This window comes from Chlorogloeopsis sp. ULAP01 (assembly GCF_030381805.1).
GTDB lineage: Bacteria > Cyanobacteriota > Cyanobacteriia > Cyanobacteriales > Nostocaceae > Chlorogloeopsis.
The window spans coordinates 249,655-263,694 of the sequence record NZ_JAUDRH010000009.1; the positions used below are offsets into that span (position 1 = coordinate 249,655).

The 14,040-nt window shown below is 38.6% G+C and carries 15 protein-coding genes; 7 read left to right on the forward strand and 8 right to left on the reverse strand.

Annotated elements, in window-relative coordinates; all coding sequences use genetic code 11:
• Positions 1 to 83: 83 nt before the first annotated feature.
• On the forward strand, positions 84 to 2,276 hold the full coding sequence (ppk1, locus tag QUB80_RS19450) for a polyphosphate kinase 1 (RefSeq protein WP_289791157.1): 2,193 nt from the start codon (positions 84 to 86) through the stop codon (positions 2,274 to 2,276).
• A 172-nt stretch (positions 2,277 to 2,448) separates the two neighbouring features.
• Positions 2,449 to 2,865, forward strand: a complete 417-nt coding sequence (locus QUB80_RS19455; RefSeq protein WP_289791158.1) for a response regulator — start codon at positions 2,449 to 2,451, stop codon at positions 2,863 to 2,865.
• A gap of 154 nt (positions 2,866 to 3,019) precedes the next feature.
• Here the strand turns inward: QUB80_RS19455 and QUB80_RS19460 are convergent, their stop codons facing one another.
• A complete protein-coding gene (locus QUB80_RS19460; protein ID WP_289791159.1) occupies positions 3,020 to 3,202 on the reverse strand; it encodes a hypothetical protein in 183 nt (60 codons plus the stop codon).
• A 146-nt stretch (positions 3,203 to 3,348) separates the two neighbouring features.
• On the opposite strand from QUB80_RS19460, the gene QUB80_RS19465 reads away from it, so the two are divergent.
• The gene (locus QUB80_RS19465; RefSeq protein WP_289791160.1) at positions 3,349 to 3,903 is read left to right on the forward strand and encodes a DUF2854 domain-containing protein; all 555 of its coding nucleotides are present in this window, start codon (positions 3,349 to 3,351) and stop codon (positions 3,901 to 3,903) included.
• Positions 3,904 to 4,149: 246 nt separating this feature from the next.
• Here QUB80_RS19465 and QUB80_RS19470 read toward each other — a convergent pair whose 3' ends face one another.
• Complete coding sequence (locus QUB80_RS19470; RefSeq protein ID WP_289791161.1) at positions 4,150 to 4,410, reverse strand: CRR7 family NDH-1 assembly protein; 261 nt, start codon at positions 4,408 to 4,410, stop codon at positions 4,150 to 4,152.
• 705 nt (positions 4,411 to 5,115) lie between these two features.
• Here QUB80_RS19470 and QUB80_RS19475 point away from each other — a divergent pair.
• Positions 5,116 to 6,153, forward strand: a complete 1,038-nt coding sequence (locus tag QUB80_RS19475) for a response regulator (RefSeq protein ID WP_289791163.1) — start codon at positions 5,116 to 5,118, stop codon at positions 6,151 to 6,153.
• Between the two features lie 122 nt (positions 6,154 to 6,275).
• Here the strand turns inward: QUB80_RS19475 and QUB80_RS19480 are convergent, their stop codons facing one another.
• Together QUB80_RS19480 and QUB80_RS19485 are read right to left on the reverse strand one after the other, a co-directional pair.
• On the reverse strand, positions 6,276 to 7,352 hold the full coding sequence (locus QUB80_RS19480; RefSeq protein ID WP_289791164.1) for a tetratricopeptide repeat protein: 1,077 nt from the start codon (positions 7,350 to 7,352) through the stop codon (positions 6,276 to 6,278).
• Positions 7,353 to 7,442: 90 nt separating this feature from the next.
• The gene (locus QUB80_RS19485) at positions 7,443 to 8,081 is read right to left on the reverse strand and encodes an RNA polymerase sigma factor (RefSeq protein WP_289791165.1); all 639 of its coding nucleotides are present in this window, start codon (positions 8,079 to 8,081) and stop codon (positions 7,443 to 7,445) included.
• 205 nt (positions 8,082 to 8,286) lie between these two features.
• On the opposite strand from QUB80_RS19485, the gene QUB80_RS19490 reads away from it, so the two are divergent.
• Entirely contained in the window at positions 8,287 to 8,880 is a 594-nt protein-coding gene (locus QUB80_RS19490; protein WP_289791166.1) for a glyoxalase-like domain protein, read from the forward strand.
• Positions 8,881 to 9,678: 798 nt separating this feature from the next.
• Positions 9,679 to 10,467, forward strand: a complete 789-nt coding sequence (locus QUB80_RS19495) for a histidine kinase (RefSeq protein WP_289791167.1) — start codon at positions 9,679 to 9,681, stop codon at positions 10,465 to 10,467.
• A 263-nt stretch (positions 10,468 to 10,730) separates the two neighbouring features.
• Here QUB80_RS19495 and QUB80_RS19500 read toward each other — a convergent pair whose 3' ends face one another.
• From QUB80_RS19500 to QUB80_RS19515, 4 genes are all read right to left on the reverse strand, one after another.
• On the reverse strand, positions 10,731 to 10,922 hold the full coding sequence (locus QUB80_RS19500; RefSeq protein WP_289791168.1) for a YqaE/Pmp3 family membrane protein: 192 nt from the start codon (positions 10,920 to 10,922) through the stop codon (positions 10,731 to 10,733).
• Positions 10,923 to 11,104: 182 nt separating this feature from the next.
• On the reverse strand, positions 11,105 to 11,503 hold the full coding sequence (locus QUB80_RS19505) for a phage holin family protein (RefSeq protein ID WP_289791169.1): 399 nt from the start codon (positions 11,501 to 11,503) through the stop codon (positions 11,105 to 11,107).
• A gap of 323 nt (positions 11,504 to 11,826) precedes the next feature.
• Positions 11,827 to 12,315: a GNAT family N-acetyltransferase gene (locus tag QUB80_RS19510; RefSeq protein WP_289791170.1), complete on the reverse strand. Its 489-nt coding sequence runs from the start codon at positions 12,313 to 12,315 to the stop codon at positions 11,827 to 11,829.
• A gap of 9 nt (positions 12,316 to 12,324) precedes the next feature.
• A complete protein-coding gene (locus QUB80_RS19515; protein ID WP_289791171.1) occupies positions 12,325 to 12,969 on the reverse strand; it encodes a Uma2 family endonuclease in 645 nt (214 codons plus the stop codon).
• Positions 12,970 to 13,206: 237 nt separating this feature from the next.
• Here QUB80_RS19515 and QUB80_RS19520 point away from each other — a divergent pair, with 237 nt between their 5' ends.
• Positions 13,207 to 13,947 carry a cytochrome c biogenesis protein CcdA gene (locus QUB80_RS19520; protein ID WP_289791172.1) on the forward strand — a complete coding sequence of 247 codons (741 nt, stop codon included), beginning with the start codon at positions 13,207 to 13,209 and terminating at the stop codon, positions 13,945 to 13,947.
• Positions 13,948 to 14,040: the final 93 nt, after the last annotated feature.

The window sequence follows — 14,040 nt, forward strand, 5'->3', positions numbered from 1 at the left end:
CACAGAACCATTCTTATAATAAGTTTGCTTTCTGGTATATTTTAGTCCAGTATACGGGCTGCTTTTGCCTATATTTGGAAACCATGCCAAAATCTAAAAAGATTACCAATCAACCAATCAATCTCAGCGATCCGCAATACTATCTCAATCGTGAACTGAGTTGGTTAGAGTTTAATAATAGAGTATTACATGAAGCACTAGACCCGCGTACGCCTCTTTTGGAACGTCTTAAGTTTCTGGCTATTACGAGTTCCAATCTGGATGAATTTTTTATGGTGCGGGTTGCAGCATTAAAACAACAAGTGGAAGCAAAAGTTAGCAAATTAACTTTTGATGGTTTAATACCACAAAAACAATTAGATGAGATTAGTTTTTTTCTACGCCCTTTAGTAGCTCAACAACATCAACATTTTGAGCAAATATTAAAGCCACAGCTAGCAAATCATGGCATCCACATATTAGATTATATAGATTTGACAGAGAAACAAAGAAATTATTTAGACAATTATTTTGAAGAACAGATTTTTCCAGTTATTACTCCCCTTGCTGTCGATCCTAGTCATCCTTTTCCTTACATTTCCAATCTCAGCCTAAATTTGGCAGTTGTAGTCAAAAATCCAGAAACGGAAGAAGAACTTTTTGCCAGAGTTAAAGTACCCAAAGTCTTGCCCAGGTTTTTAGCTTTGCCACCAGAATTAGGAGTTCAGCATCAGGACAAACCATTCGTTTGGACTGGTATACCTTTGGAGCAGGCGATCGCTCACAATCTAGAGTCTCTATTTCCGGGGATGAATATTCAAGAATACCATCTCTTCCGTATTACTCGCGATGCCGATTTGGAATTGGAAGAAGATGAAGCCGACGATTTACTGTTGGCAATTGAGCAAGAACTACGAAAACGACGCGTTGGTGGTACTCCAGTGCGAATGGAAATTCAATCTCAAACTCCACAAGCAATACGCGATCGCTTGGTAGAAGATTTAGAACTTACAGAAAGTGATGTTTACGAAGTAGATGGGCTATTGGGGCTACGAGATTTAATGTATTTTATGTCATTGCCCTTACCAGAACTTAAAGATCCGCCTTGGCAGTCTGTAGTTACTCCCCGCTTGCAAAGAATTCGTGAACCCAACATCGTTGGTTCAGAGGTACGGGAAATAGAAGAAGGAAAAGATTTTTTTGCTGTGATTCGGGAACGAGATTTGCTCGTACACCATCCCTATCAATCCTTCTCGGCATCAGTAGTGCGCTTCATTACCACTGCTGCCCACGATCCAAATGTGCTGGCAATCAAGATGACTCTCTACCGCACCTCTGGAGACTCACCGATAGTAAATGCCTTAATTGCAGCTGCCGAAAATGGCAAGCAGGTATCTGTATTGGTAGAGCTTAAAGCCAGGTTTGATGAAGAGAATAATATTTATTGGGCAAGACGTTTAGAAAGTGTAGGCGTTCACGTTGTTTACGGTCTGGTAGGGCTAAAAACCCACAGTAAAATTGTTATGGTGGTGCGACGCGAACAAGAACGCATCCGCCGTTACGTGCATATCGGTACTGGTAACTACAATCCAAAAACTGCCAGACTCTACACAGACTTGGGATTGTTTAGCTGTCGAGAAGAATTAGGAGCTGATGTCACAGATGTATTTAATTTCTTAACTGGTTATTCCTTGCAAAAATCTTATCGGCAAATTTTGGTTGCGCCCGTGAATATGCGCGATCGCTTTTTGAATCTGATCCATCGAGAAATCGAAAATGCTCAAAAAGGAAATTCTGGGCGAATTGTAGCCAAAATGAATTCTTTGGTCGATCCACAAATAATTGCTACCTTATATGAAGCATCCCGCGCTGGAGTAAAAATTGATTTAATTGTGCGGGGTATTTGCTGTTTGCGTCCTGGACTAAAAGACATCAGCGAAAATATTCACGTTATAAGTATTATTGGTCGATTTTTGGAACACTCCCGTATTTTTTATTTTTATAACAATGGACAGGAAGAAATTTATATCGGCAGTGCAGATTGGATGCCCCGCAATCTTGATCGCCGTGTGGAAGTGGTGACTCCAGTACAAGATCCAGATATCGCAAAAGATTTGCAAGAAATTTTAGGCATAATGCTAGCAGATAATCGCCAAGCCTGGGAATTACAAGCCAATGGCAGCTACATCCAAAGACGCCCTGGCGAAGATTGCCCAGAAACTAGTTCCCAAAAAATTCTGATGTCTATGGCGTTAAACTCAACTGCGATCGCCTCAACTCTAATTAATTCAAAATAAAGTTCTGTATCTCGTGACAGCTAAACCTCAATTTTTGATTTAAATTTTCCACACAGATATTAAATGTTCATAGAGAAAGTAGGTAAATATAATTTATTCAACCATAGGATAGAGTAAAGTTTCATCATTGTTCTCATAAACTATAAAAGTTGTCGTACATCTGTTTCCTTGGATGTTAATGTTGTCTTGTGAGTCTTCTACCTTGCGTGTTTTAGTGGTTGACGATCACGAACTAACTCGTTTAACCCTGCAATTAATCTTGTCTGCTCAAGAAAAGATTCAAGTAGTAGGTTTAGCCTCTAACGGTCAAGAAGCAATAGAAATGGTTCAGCGCTACCAACCAGATGTAATTGTTTTAGATTTACAGATGCCTGTTATGGATGGTTGGAGTGCGTCTAGTCACATTAAGGCAATTGCTCCCAATACCCAGATTATTGCTTACTCTTCTGTGGAGGATTCTAAATTTATCGAAGCTAAAGCAACAGGAAGTTTAGATGCTTTTTGCAAAAAAGATGTGCCGACTGGTGAACTAGTTTCTTTAGTGAGGCAGCTAGGACAACGGGCGGCTAATGACTCAGTAACAGGATGAAATATTATAGTGAACTAAGTCAGGGTGACCCAAGAAATATCTAACTTTGGGGACTTGTAAATTATGAAAGGAGTGTTGCAAAAGGCGTCGGTAGAACCGGAAAACAATGGTTGCTGCCGACGCAAACGCTTATTTTTATGTACTTAATTAAGGCTTAATTGGACTCTGTCTCTGGAAAGGTGCGTCTATATTCATCAATTAACTCATCCATTTCTTCCAATGCTTGATTGACATCTATTCTCAAAGTTCCTAGATTTGGTTGCTCTAGCAAGCCTAGCAAATACTCGCGTTTATTTTGAATTTCGGTGATTCGTTCTTTAATAGTCTGTGGATCCATTGTTTTTTCCGTTTGCAACTTTTCTTATGTTTATTTAAAGTTAACTCAAAACTAGAAAGACTTTTGCCGCTCCTCTTCCCTAATTCTTGTGCGATCGCCGATGATAATAAAACTGAGACGCTAAGAATTAATACCAACTTAAGGTCATGTTACGCCAAATATCTTTGGGAACACTGGGTTTAACAGTCGGCGGGATTCTAACCATCATCGGTATCGTCGCCTACGCAGCTGATAATGCTACTCTCAATCTTGTCGGATTTTTTTACGGGATACCACTGGTGCTGGGAGGACTAGCACTCAAAGCTAACGAACTTAAACCTATTCCCTTCAGCAAACCTACTACACCAGAAGTTTTAGCATTGCAGAAACAGCAAGCTACTCCCACTCAAAATAAAATCCGCAAGGACATTACCCGCTATAGTTACGGGCAAAATACCCACTTTGATCGTACACTCTCTTACTTGGGTTTAAGCCCTTCGGAAGCAGAACAACCAGTGCTAACAGAGTTACGAGAAGAGGAAATTAACGGAGCTTATGCCCTCATTCTAGAGTTTGATTCGCCGCTAATACCAATTGAACTCTGGCAAAAGAAACAAGAGAAAATGACTAATTATTTTGGCCCTGGAGTAGATGTGCAAGTTACGCAAGTAGATTCAGATAAAATTGAACTGACGCTCATTGCTACTGCGAATAAGAGCTAATTGTTAATAGTTAATAGCTAATAGATTTTTGAACAACACGTAGGGTGTGTGAACGCAAAGCGTAACGCACCATTTTCAAGGTTTTGGTGCGTTGACTAAAGTCATAACACAACGACAGTTTTGCGGTCAGAAAATCTACACCGCAAACTGCCTCCCCTACAAATACTTAATTTTTTTCAGAAATCAAACCTGATTCCTATGGTCTTTTAACCATTAGCTATTAGCACTCTTCTATTAACAACAAGTTTATTTCTCTAAGCGGACTGCATACCACTGCAAATATTGCCCAACTCCAATATCAAGTTCACAAGTAGTATTAAGTAAATACTTTGCTTTTTCTTCCGCAGAATCCAGTGAGCGTAGATCTGGAGATAAATCCTGAATATTAATTGTTTGAAGAATTCCCTTTAGTTTTTCTAGTAGCTCTGATGCAGTCAGAAATTGTTCTGGTTGATTTGTTTCTAAAACAACAAAATATTCTTGTTGGTACATTAATGAATCAGGCATAATATACACCTAAGGAAGTAAAAATTAAGATTTGAACTTGAAGTATTTTGTGTTTGTAAATTTTTACTTAGTTTTAGTTTTGTTTATCCTCATAATTTTATTCACCTGATCAAGAATTAATAAACTTCAAGCTCACATACTTCAGTAGTATGGATAGTTTATATATTTATATTATTGTTATTCGTATCATTACTGAATAATACTACTAAAACAAATATTTTTTAAAGCATCTTGAAGTATAACAGCTTGGAACATTAGCTAAAACTAAAAGATTATCTATACATTTTCTGCGCTCTAGCAATTTTCGTTCTTTCTCAATGTGTGTCTCAACGAACTGTATAACTTTAAACTTCAAGTATACATTTGAAGTTTTCAAGAAAATCGCAGTTTATTGTTGGTTGTCCTGTTTGTTGGAGGGAAAGATAAATACTACCATTTATCGAGCTTGCTATTACTCATGAATATAAATTTACCAATTTATCAATTAGGGGAACTGCCTTCTACATGGGCAGGGAAACGCAAAATCAAACATTTGAGAAATCTACAGGTATAAAAGCAAAGATTTCACTGATATATCCCCTGCTTGATTATCAGTTATAAGAACTTTTTTAGGATAAAAACTGTCATATATGCTATATTTAGCTATTTTTGAAGTTTTATCGGCAATTATATAGCTCTAACACTTATTTTCGCTGGAAAGCGCCCATGCCAGGCACAAGCCATTTTTCTTCGATTTCTAGCAAGCCTCCTTTGATTCTGGTGGCTGATGATGATGCGACAATGCGATTACTGTTGCGTGAAGCGATGGAACAAGAAGGCTACCGAGTTGTCGAGGTTAGCAATGGTAAAGAGTGCTTAGATGCTTACACTGTTGTCAAACCGGATCTAATTTTATTAGATGCAGTAATGCCAATCATGGATGGCTTTACTTGTTGTCAGGAACTGCTCCACATTACCAAGAAAAATTTAGCATTAGCACTCGCATCCTTTGATCATGGTTCTTCCTTCAGTAATAGTTTGATTTCTATGCTCTGGGATCGCACTCCAATATTAATGATTACGGGGTTAGACGATACTGATTCAGTAGATCGTGCTTTTGAGGCTGGAGCAAGCGATTTTGTAACTAAACCTATTCATTGGGCAATGTTACGCCGACGAGTCAGGCGGCTACTACAACAAGGGCAAGTATACAAACAGCTAGAAGCAGCGAATCAAGCTTTGCAACAACTTGCAAACGAAGATGGTTTGACTGGCGTGGCTAATCGTCGTCGCTTTGATCAGTATCTCAATTCTCAATGGTTGGAACTAGCACAGCAGCGATCGCCACTATCAATGATTTTATGTGATATTGATTTCTTTAAACTTTACAACGATAAATATGGTCATCCAGCAGGGGATGCTTGTTTGCAAAAGGTAGCTACCGTCTTAAAGGATACAGCCCAGAAAAATCAGGATTTAGTAGCACGTTACGGTGGTGAAGAATTTGCTGTAATCTTGCCTTTTACTCATGCTTCGGGTGCTGTTCATGTGGCGGAAGCAATGCAAGCTGGAGTTAGAGAATTGAAGATTTTTCATTCTCAATCTACAGTCAGTCAGTACGTCACCTTAAGTTTAGGAGTAGCCACAATCATTCCCAGTTTTGATACTTCACCTTCAACTTTAATTGCAGCAGCTGATCAGGCGCTTTACCAAGCAAAAGCAGAGGGGCGCAATCGCATTAATTTTAAGCAGATGCAGCATTGATGAATATAGGTGATAGGGAACAGGGGACAGGGAACAGGTGACATGGGCAAGGGGCATGGGGCATAGGGCATAGGAAAAATACAATTCCCAATCCCCGATACCCAATACCCAATACCCAATCCCTAATCTCTAGTCCCTTTGACGCTGACTTTACGCATCATTTGAGTCAGTTTGTCAACCAATGATACTTCTTGTTTGCTGTCTTGGAGCGTGCGGGCTGTGAGGATAGCTCTTTCGTAAAAATTGCGAGCATTTTGATAGTTGCCTAGCTTTTCATGCAATTGAGCATAGGACTCAAAAGATTTTAATTCTTCCCGCAGATTTCGTAATTCTTGAGCAAGCGCCAATCGCTGTTGTAATAAATCAAAAGCACGTTCGTGACGTCCGACAGCACTATGAGCGGCTACTAAACCATCTATTGCTCGTAGTTCGTTAATGCGATCGCTCTTTGATTTGGCTAGGCGCAGTGCTGCCCCGTAGGTACTAATCGTGCCTTGATAATTATTAGCTGCTAGATAGGCATCGCCTAAATTATTAAAGGTATTAGCTTCACCAATTAGATCGCCAGTTTGACGCCGGAAGGTTAAAGCATTTTCATAAAGTTGAATTGCTTGATTGTAATTTCCCAATCTTGCAGTTGCTAAACCCAAGTTACTGAGAGAAAGTCCTTGCCCTTCAAGGTTTTGAATATGACGAGCAATTTCGAGTGCTTGTGTAAAAGTTTTAGCGGAACTTGCGGGTTCTCCTTGTTGCAGTAGCAATGTACCGATGTTATTGAGAGCAAAAATCTGACTTTGGAAGTCTTTAACATCACGGGCGATCGCTAATCTTCGTCGCATCGCATCTTCTGCCTCTGAATAGCGTCCTAGTTGCAGATAGCCTTCACTCAAAAAATCGTAAATCAAACCTTGCGCTTTTAGCTCGCCAATAGAATGGTAAATTTCCAATGCATTTAACCAAGATTTTACTGCTTGATCGAGACTGCCTGAGATTCGTTGCTGTTTGCCTGTCTGTAGCAAAGTATCTGCTTGATCCCTTAATTCTCGTACCGCCGATTTATTAATTGGACGGTGGAGTTGTTCGGTAATATCTGCTGCGGTTGCAGCTATGGGACTAAGTAAAAAACTAAAAACTAAAAAATAAACAATACTGCTAAAGTTTAAAATTGGATGCCTTAAGATGAGATACCGTTGTTTCATAAAAATTGCCCGTGTAATTGCGGCTTTAATGTAGAAAGATTGGCAAAACTTTATAAATCACTACTTACAAAGTCATAAAAACTAGTGTATTTACGCAGGAGCGGGAGGAAGTAAGTTTTCGCCCAAATATATAGAGCGAATGTCGGTTGGTAATTTTTCTTCTAGCATACGATAACCTTCTTGAAGAAAATTTGCTACTTCGGTAGGTGAAATTGTTTCTCCTTCGGCTTGTAGGTAGGCAGCAATTCTCGTTTCGCTCCAGTGAAACGTCTGAGCCATCAAAACCATCAAACGCAACATTGGTGGTAGTTGCTCCAAAGCTTTTTCGACATAACACCATAACGGCGGAGAAGTCGCTTTCAAAGAATAATGAATGGCTTCTGTTGGAGGAACTTCGATTTCGTTGATACAGTAGGCTGTCTGGTTAATTAACCAATTTTGCAAGGTAAGACTTTCCTTACTAGAAGGATCGCTACTGGTATCAAATCCACCAAGCTCATAGTAAATATGTCGCCAGGTGAGGGCAAATAAGTAATCTGCTTGTACAGGCGATCGAGCCGAATGCCGAATTAAAGTGTAGACAATTGGGCTATAACGACAAAAAATTGCTGCAAAGTATCTTCCCGAATCAGGATGGCACTGAAACAAACTGACAAGCTCAGAGTCAGTGTGATGAAACAGTGATTTAACTAGCGGGTGATTAGTTTCAGAAAAATGAGGAATTTGCACAATCTAAACCAGGCGATGTTGCTAAAATTAATTTGGTAGTGGAAAACTTTAAGTTAGTTATACAGTTGTTGTGTTAGCCTGTTTATGACTAACACTAATAATGTTTGTTAATTGATACACTAGAAACACATAGGCTGTTTAAGTCCTTAATCTAGAAAACATAAGCCATTTCTATCTTCCATATATATAATTCCCAATTTTGTTCATGGTTATAGCAGTTAGTGTGACACCATTCCTGCTCAATCCCTATACTTTAGGTTCTTTTTTGCCTTCCCTACCATTAGATAGCCTGTTCTCCACTCAAGGCATAATGGTAATGCTTTTGGCAGCTTATGCCGGTGCCATGTGGATGTTTCTTACCAGTGCGCCGAAAGTATATACAGTTATGGTGTCTGATTTAGAAGTTGCACGACAGTTGTATGAAGGACTACTAGATTTGCCAGCAGCAGAAGTGCCTTTGCACTACTACTACAACTACGAGCAAACTATAGGTGCGGCAGGAGTAGATCCACTTTATCTAGGAAGTAGTCCATCTTTTTCTAGCAGAATGACAAATGCTAGTGAAGGATTGTGGTATCAACTCAAGAAAAATACCCAGTTGCACGTGATTACCGGAGCTAGTTTGGGTAGCAAAAATCAGCAACGCCATGTTTGTTTTGACCACGACTGCCTAGAATTGATTTTAATGCGTGTGGAAATGCGTGGTTTAAAGTTCAAGATTCGCAGTAAAAAGCCACTCAATTTTTTGGTAAAAGACTACGAAGAGCGCATTATTGAACTGGCTGAGGTAGCGAACTGAGAAAGTTAAAATTTTGACCAGAAGAATGCCTGAAGTAAGGTTATCCTTTTCATCGGGTATTAGTTTATTAATATTAAAATCAGAAAACCATCACAAATTTTGATAGGTGAAAGCCACATAATAGCGAGGAATTCCAAAATAAAATTCCTCGCTATTGTTTTCACTTTAGCAAGCTCAACCGTTACTCTATGTACTTTTTCTGAATGCTCAGTTAGCTTTATAGCTATTATGTTTGCATAAATAAATGGTAAATACTCCTATAGCCTAGTTATATCATGTCCAGTTAATCAAACTGAATAAAAATGTTTGCTCGTAGTCAGGACTTTAGTTTCAAGCCAGAACTGAAGTCCTTACTACAAACTATTTATCATGGGTGATTTAGCGGATGTCATATTATCTACCTATTTACCAAGTGAAACTCTTTAATAGGCGTTGCTATTTTTTTGCGTAATCATAAAACCCTTGCCCAGACTCGATATGTCACGTCTGATTATCCGGATTCATGTTGCAGGTCAGTAATGCCTTTTAATAGCATTTGTTATAGATATTTATATTAGGGTTCTAAGTACCTATGTATAAATATCTAATTATTCTTCAATTCACTGTCCAAGAGTTTCCTTGTCTAATAAGACAATTTATTTTTTAAGACTACTTAAATTCAATATCCGTTAATCGGTTAGTGATTTTCTATCTAAAGGAAGTACTGCTTTCAAAAAGCCTACGTCACAATGACAGTATGGCATAGTCTTCATCTATAAATTTTTATCCAAATTAGTTAAAATCCTACACCTGTAAAAGATGACTAACAATATCAAAGAACAAATTAAAACCGATCTCCAACAGGCAAAAGAAACTGGACAACTAAGAGCAGAGCGAATTCGCGAAATAGTAAAGTCTGCTGTTTCTCAGGTAGTTTCTGAATTTAAAGAAGGTTCCGGTGAACTTCGCTCTATTGTGAAAGATGCTGTCTCTACTGTCATAGAAAATATACAAACAAAGGGTAGTGACTTTAAAGAAGAAGTAACGGCGTCAATTGAAGGAGCATTAGAGGCTGTGAATAGCAAAAGACACGAAAATATCATAAAAACTCAAGCCGAAGTAAAACAGCTAGAAGCTAAGTTGGATGAAGAAGAAAATAAAATTCAGCAAGAAGTAGATGGAATATTAGCAGAAATTCAACAAACAAGTACCCAAGAATCTGCTGATACCAAAACTGCTATTGATTCTGCTATCAATACAATACAAAATAGTGAAGAGGTAAATTTACTAAAAAAACGCTACGCCCAGTTAAGAGCACAACTAGCGATTGTACAAGCCAATTTAGCTGCGCGTTATGGCGGACGTTCTGAAGAAGTGAAAGATTATTTAGATGAGGCTAAAAACTGGTTTAATCAAGCCCGCCCACAAGCAGAAGCAGTAGTTACACAGGTGCAACAAAAGCACTCCCAAGTAGAAGAAAAACTTGGCGAAGCTGGCACTGTACTAGCCAAAAAAGAGCATCAGTTACGACAAGTGTTGAGGGAGTTGTTGCTATCAGCAGCAGACTGGTTAAAGGAAAAAGAACCAGTTGATAAAGTGAATAAATAAAATAAGAGTTAACATTTTCTGATTAATATAGGGTGGTTAATAATCACCCTATATTTTTTTGGTGTTTGAATTGGTGATCAGAAAGCAAGTGAATTCAGTATGCTTTTATATCAGCGATTAGCTTTTTTTACACGCAGATGAACACAGAGGACAACGCAGAGGCGCGCAGAGTATTGATTTTATTAAATTACCCCTTTTCTCTATTTCGGGGAAAGGGGTAATTATAAACTATTTAGGAGTAATTGACTGATAGCTGTTCAGGCTTAATAGATTTGTCCTTCTCGACTCAATCTTTCGTCATATTTAGCGATCGCCCAAACTGCATGAATACTACCAGGCAGCCAACCTAGAAGAGTCAGTAAAACATTAATTACAAAGGTTGTACTAATTCCATAAGTTAAGAAAATGCCAAGTGGGGGTAAGAAGAAACCGAGGACATAACGAAGTAATTTCATGGTATTTCTGTTGCTAGTTGTTTAAATTACTTGAGTTCTTTTTTCTATTTTCGGAAATCAACTGAAGTGCTAACTCCATCTCAAGAATTAGTTCGCTTCTATTTTTTGGCTTAATCTATACAACTTGATTTTTTTCTGTCACAGACGCGGGCGATCGCGTCTATTTTGTTATCAGTTGATAGCTAGCTAGAAGGTAATTCAGCTTTAGGTTTTGTAGCGTCACCGCTCTTTAGAAGATTCTTTTCAGCGAAGTAATTGTTGATAAAAGTACTAGACAAAGATAGAACTACAGGGCCTAATAGAAAGGCTATAAGTCCATGAACGCTAAATCCAGGCACTAAAGCTGCTACAAGCCAAAAGCAAAGGCCATTAACAACAAGTGAGAATGCTCCAAAGGATAAAAAGTTAAGCGGTAAGGATAAGGTAGATAGAACTGGTTTCACAGAACCATTAACTACGCCAATCACTACTGCTGCAATTAAAGCTGCTGGAAAATTAGCAATATTAACACCGGGAACAACTAAATCAACAATCAACAAGCTTAAAGCTGTAATTAAGGCAGCTAACAAGTTTCCTGTCATCGTTCTCACCTAAAAAACAACAAACATAGTTTTTTAAACTTCTTAGAACTATATTCAGCTATCTAATCAGCTTGAACATCATTACCAAGGTAGATTTTGGTTATGCCATTAGGCTAATAGTTTGGTTATAGAAAATTGACAATTAAAAATTTCATCACCAATATCTAGGTTGAAATGTCACTATTGATGCCCCGAATACGTAAGCTAAATAGAAGTAAGAAATTCAACAAAACCTTGTGAACATTGGGTTTTATTCTTACTCAACTTTACCTAGAGCTTTTTTAATTTTTTCTTTAGTATTCGCTATTTATTAATTAAGATTTTTAGAAATCTTTTTCCATATAGACACACGGAATTTGTATACCCGCTCCTAAGGTTAGAAATGTACTTTCAATAACTTGATAACCTAGTGCTTTATAAAAGTTAACAGCATTAGTGGAGGAAACAAGCTGAAGTTTGGTAATTTTTCTGGCTACAGCTTCTTTTTCAACTGCATCTACCAGCAAAGAACCTACTCCCCGACGCGTGTAGTTAGGATGAAGGTAAACTGCACGCACTTCATTTTCTAGTAAAGAAGCAAAACCAAGAATTTCTTCCCCTTTTTCGGCGACAAATAACAACTCGCCCATCTCTTGCATTGCGTAGCGGTAATTTTCCGGGGAGCGATCGCCTATCCAAGCTTCTATTTCTTTAGCCGTATAATCACGAGTACACAGTACCCGTACCGATGTCAGATGAACGTGACAAATAGCTGCTGCATCTTCTAATGTAGCTGGGCGAACTTTTATTTCTTCGAGCAGTTGTTCGCTCATTTTCAGTTGTTAGTGTTGTATTTGTTCCCTTATCCAGAGGCGAAAAACTTTGAGGGTTGCGTTTCTGCCAGCAATTCTACTTTGCTCAAGATATTGGGGAATCACTTTAATTAATGGGAAGTTGGGAAAATTTAGGCTTTCCTGCGACTCTACATAGCGCCCATCTTGCAGTAGATTGATTTGGAGCTTGCCTTTGTCAAACCGCCAAAGCTCTGGAACTTTGAGCGCTTCATAAATATTAGGATGAGTTCGGAAGGTGACATCAACTTCTAGTGCTAAGTCAGGAGGAGGATCTACAGTTAAATCTAGTCGTTTCTTGCCGCGAATCCTCGCTTCGTTTTTTATATAGAAACACTGATCTGGTTCTATACCTTGAACCATTGCTTGATTTTTAAATGTTGTAGAACCAAGGCTGATAAATTCAAGATTTAGCTCTTCCAGTAAAGCCTTGAGTAAGTCACCAATAATTTCTTTATCATATTCATGCTCTGGCAGTGGTGTCATAATCTCTAGTATTCTTCTGTCATAAGCAATTCGTGTTGCACGGTGTTCTCCTAAATCCTCTAGAATAGTTTCAAATTCCTGCCAGTTTACATCTTGTAGCAGTACTCGTTGCCCTGGTGGAACTTGGATACGCTTTAACTCCAACAACATTTCTCCACTCCTAGCAGTGCGAACATAGATTTAGCTTACTTTGGAAAAGTCTGTACAGGCAGAATAATCTGTTTTAATGGTGTTCAGATCCCGGACTTCTTTAAGAAAAGTCGGGGATCTCTCTCATATGGGCGCAGAACATAAAATCAAAGGATAGGTTATTGTTAGTCCCCACTTTCCAGACCAAATTAAGCTAAAATTCAAGCAGTGCAAGCATTTTAGCTTTTTATCTACTCCATGCTTGAAACCCTGCAAACCCAACTTTATCAACTAGAGCAATTCGCCAACTCCCTTGTCTCTAGCCAGCTGACACATCTGAGTTTATTTAGTATTGGCATCATTTTTGTCGCGGGATTGCTTACCAGTCTCACGCCTTGTATGCTTTCCATGCTGCCAATTACTATTGGCTACATTGGTGGTTATGAAGCAAAAAGCCGCTTACAAGCAGCAGCCCAATCAACTTGGTTTGCTTTAGGATTAGCAACTACACTGGCAACTCTGGGAGTTGTAGCAGCTGTAGTCGGAAAAGTGTATGGGCAAATAGGAATTGGTTTGCCGATTATTGTCAGTATATTAGCAATTCTCATGGGGCTAAATCTATTAGAAGCATTGCCTTTGCAGTTGCCCTCTTTTGGAGGTACAGATTGGATTTCTCAAGAATTGCCTCAAGGAGTAAGAGCATATGTAATTGGCTTGAGTTTTGGTTTAGTTGCCTCACCTTGTAGCACACCTGTTTTAGCCAGCTTGTTAGGTTGGGTTGCGAATACACAAGACTTAATTTTGGGTGCTATTCTGCTAATTTCCTATGCAGCAGGTTATGTAGCCCCATTAATTTTGGCAGGTACGTTTACTGCCTCTATTAAAAAGTTACTAGAAATGCGACGTTGGTCTGGTTGGATTAACCCAGTTAGTGGAATACTTTTGGTGGGATTTGGTGTTTTTTCTCTAATTTCACGAATTCCCTTGAGCGGATTTTAAAACTAGTTAAGTAGATAGTGGATAGTAGTTAATAGGTGAATTCAACAAAATATCTCTATCAAAAACTGATACTTAATGTCAAAGATAGCTACT

Excerpts from the sequence above, each read along its gene's own strand:
- QUB80_RS19510 (WP_289791170.1), bottom strand. The coding sequence starts at position 12,315 with ATGAGCGAACAACTGCTCGAAGAAATAAAAGTTCGCCCAGCTACATTA.
- QUB80_RS19480 (WP_289791164.1), bottom strand. The coding sequence starts at position 7,352 with ATGAAACAACGGTATCTCATCTTAAGGCATCCAATTTTAAACTTTAGC.
- QUB80_RS19455 (WP_289791158.1), top strand. The coding sequence starts at position 2,449 with ATGTTAATGTTGTCTTGTGAGTCTTCTACCTTGCGTGTTTTAGTGGTT.
- QUB80_RS19470 (WP_289791161.1), bottom strand. The coding sequence starts at position 4,410 with ATGCCTGATTCATTAATGTACCAACAAGAATATTTTGTTGTTTTAGAA.
- QUB80_RS19515 (WP_289791171.1), bottom strand. The coding sequence starts at position 12,969 with ATGTTGTTGGAGTTAAAGCGTATCCAAGTTCCACCAGGGCAACGAGTA.
- QUB80_RS19520 (WP_289791172.1), top strand. The coding sequence starts at position 13,207 with ATGCTTGAAACCCTGCAAACCCAACTTTATCAACTAGAGCAATTCGCC.
- QUB80_RS19500 (WP_289791168.1), bottom strand. The coding sequence starts at position 10,922 with ATGAAATTACTTCGTTATGTCCTCGGTTTCTTCTTACCCCCACTTGGC.
- ppk1 (WP_289791157.1), top strand. The coding sequence starts at position 84 with ATGCCAAAATCTAAAAAGATTACCAATCAACCAATCAATCTCAGCGAT.
- QUB80_RS19460 (WP_289791159.1), bottom strand. The coding sequence starts at position 3,202 with ATGGATCCACAGACTATTAAAGAACGAATCACCGAAATTCAAAATAAA.
- QUB80_RS19505 (WP_289791169.1), bottom strand. The coding sequence starts at position 11,503 with ATGACAGGAAACTTGTTAGCTGCCTTAATTACAGCTTTAAGCTTGTTG.
- QUB80_RS19490 (WP_289791166.1), top strand. The coding sequence starts at position 8,287 with ATGGTTATAGCAGTTAGTGTGACACCATTCCTGCTCAATCCCTATACT.
- QUB80_RS19475 (WP_289791163.1), top strand. The coding sequence starts at position 5,116 with ATGCCAGGCACAAGCCATTTTTCTTCGATTTCTAGCAAGCCTCCTTTG.
- QUB80_RS19465 (WP_289791160.1), top strand. The coding sequence starts at position 3,349 with ATGTTACGCCAAATATCTTTGGGAACACTGGGTTTAACAGTCGGCGGG.
- QUB80_RS19495 (WP_289791167.1), top strand. The coding sequence starts at position 9,679 with ATGACTAACAATATCAAAGAACAAATTAAAACCGATCTCCAACAGGCA.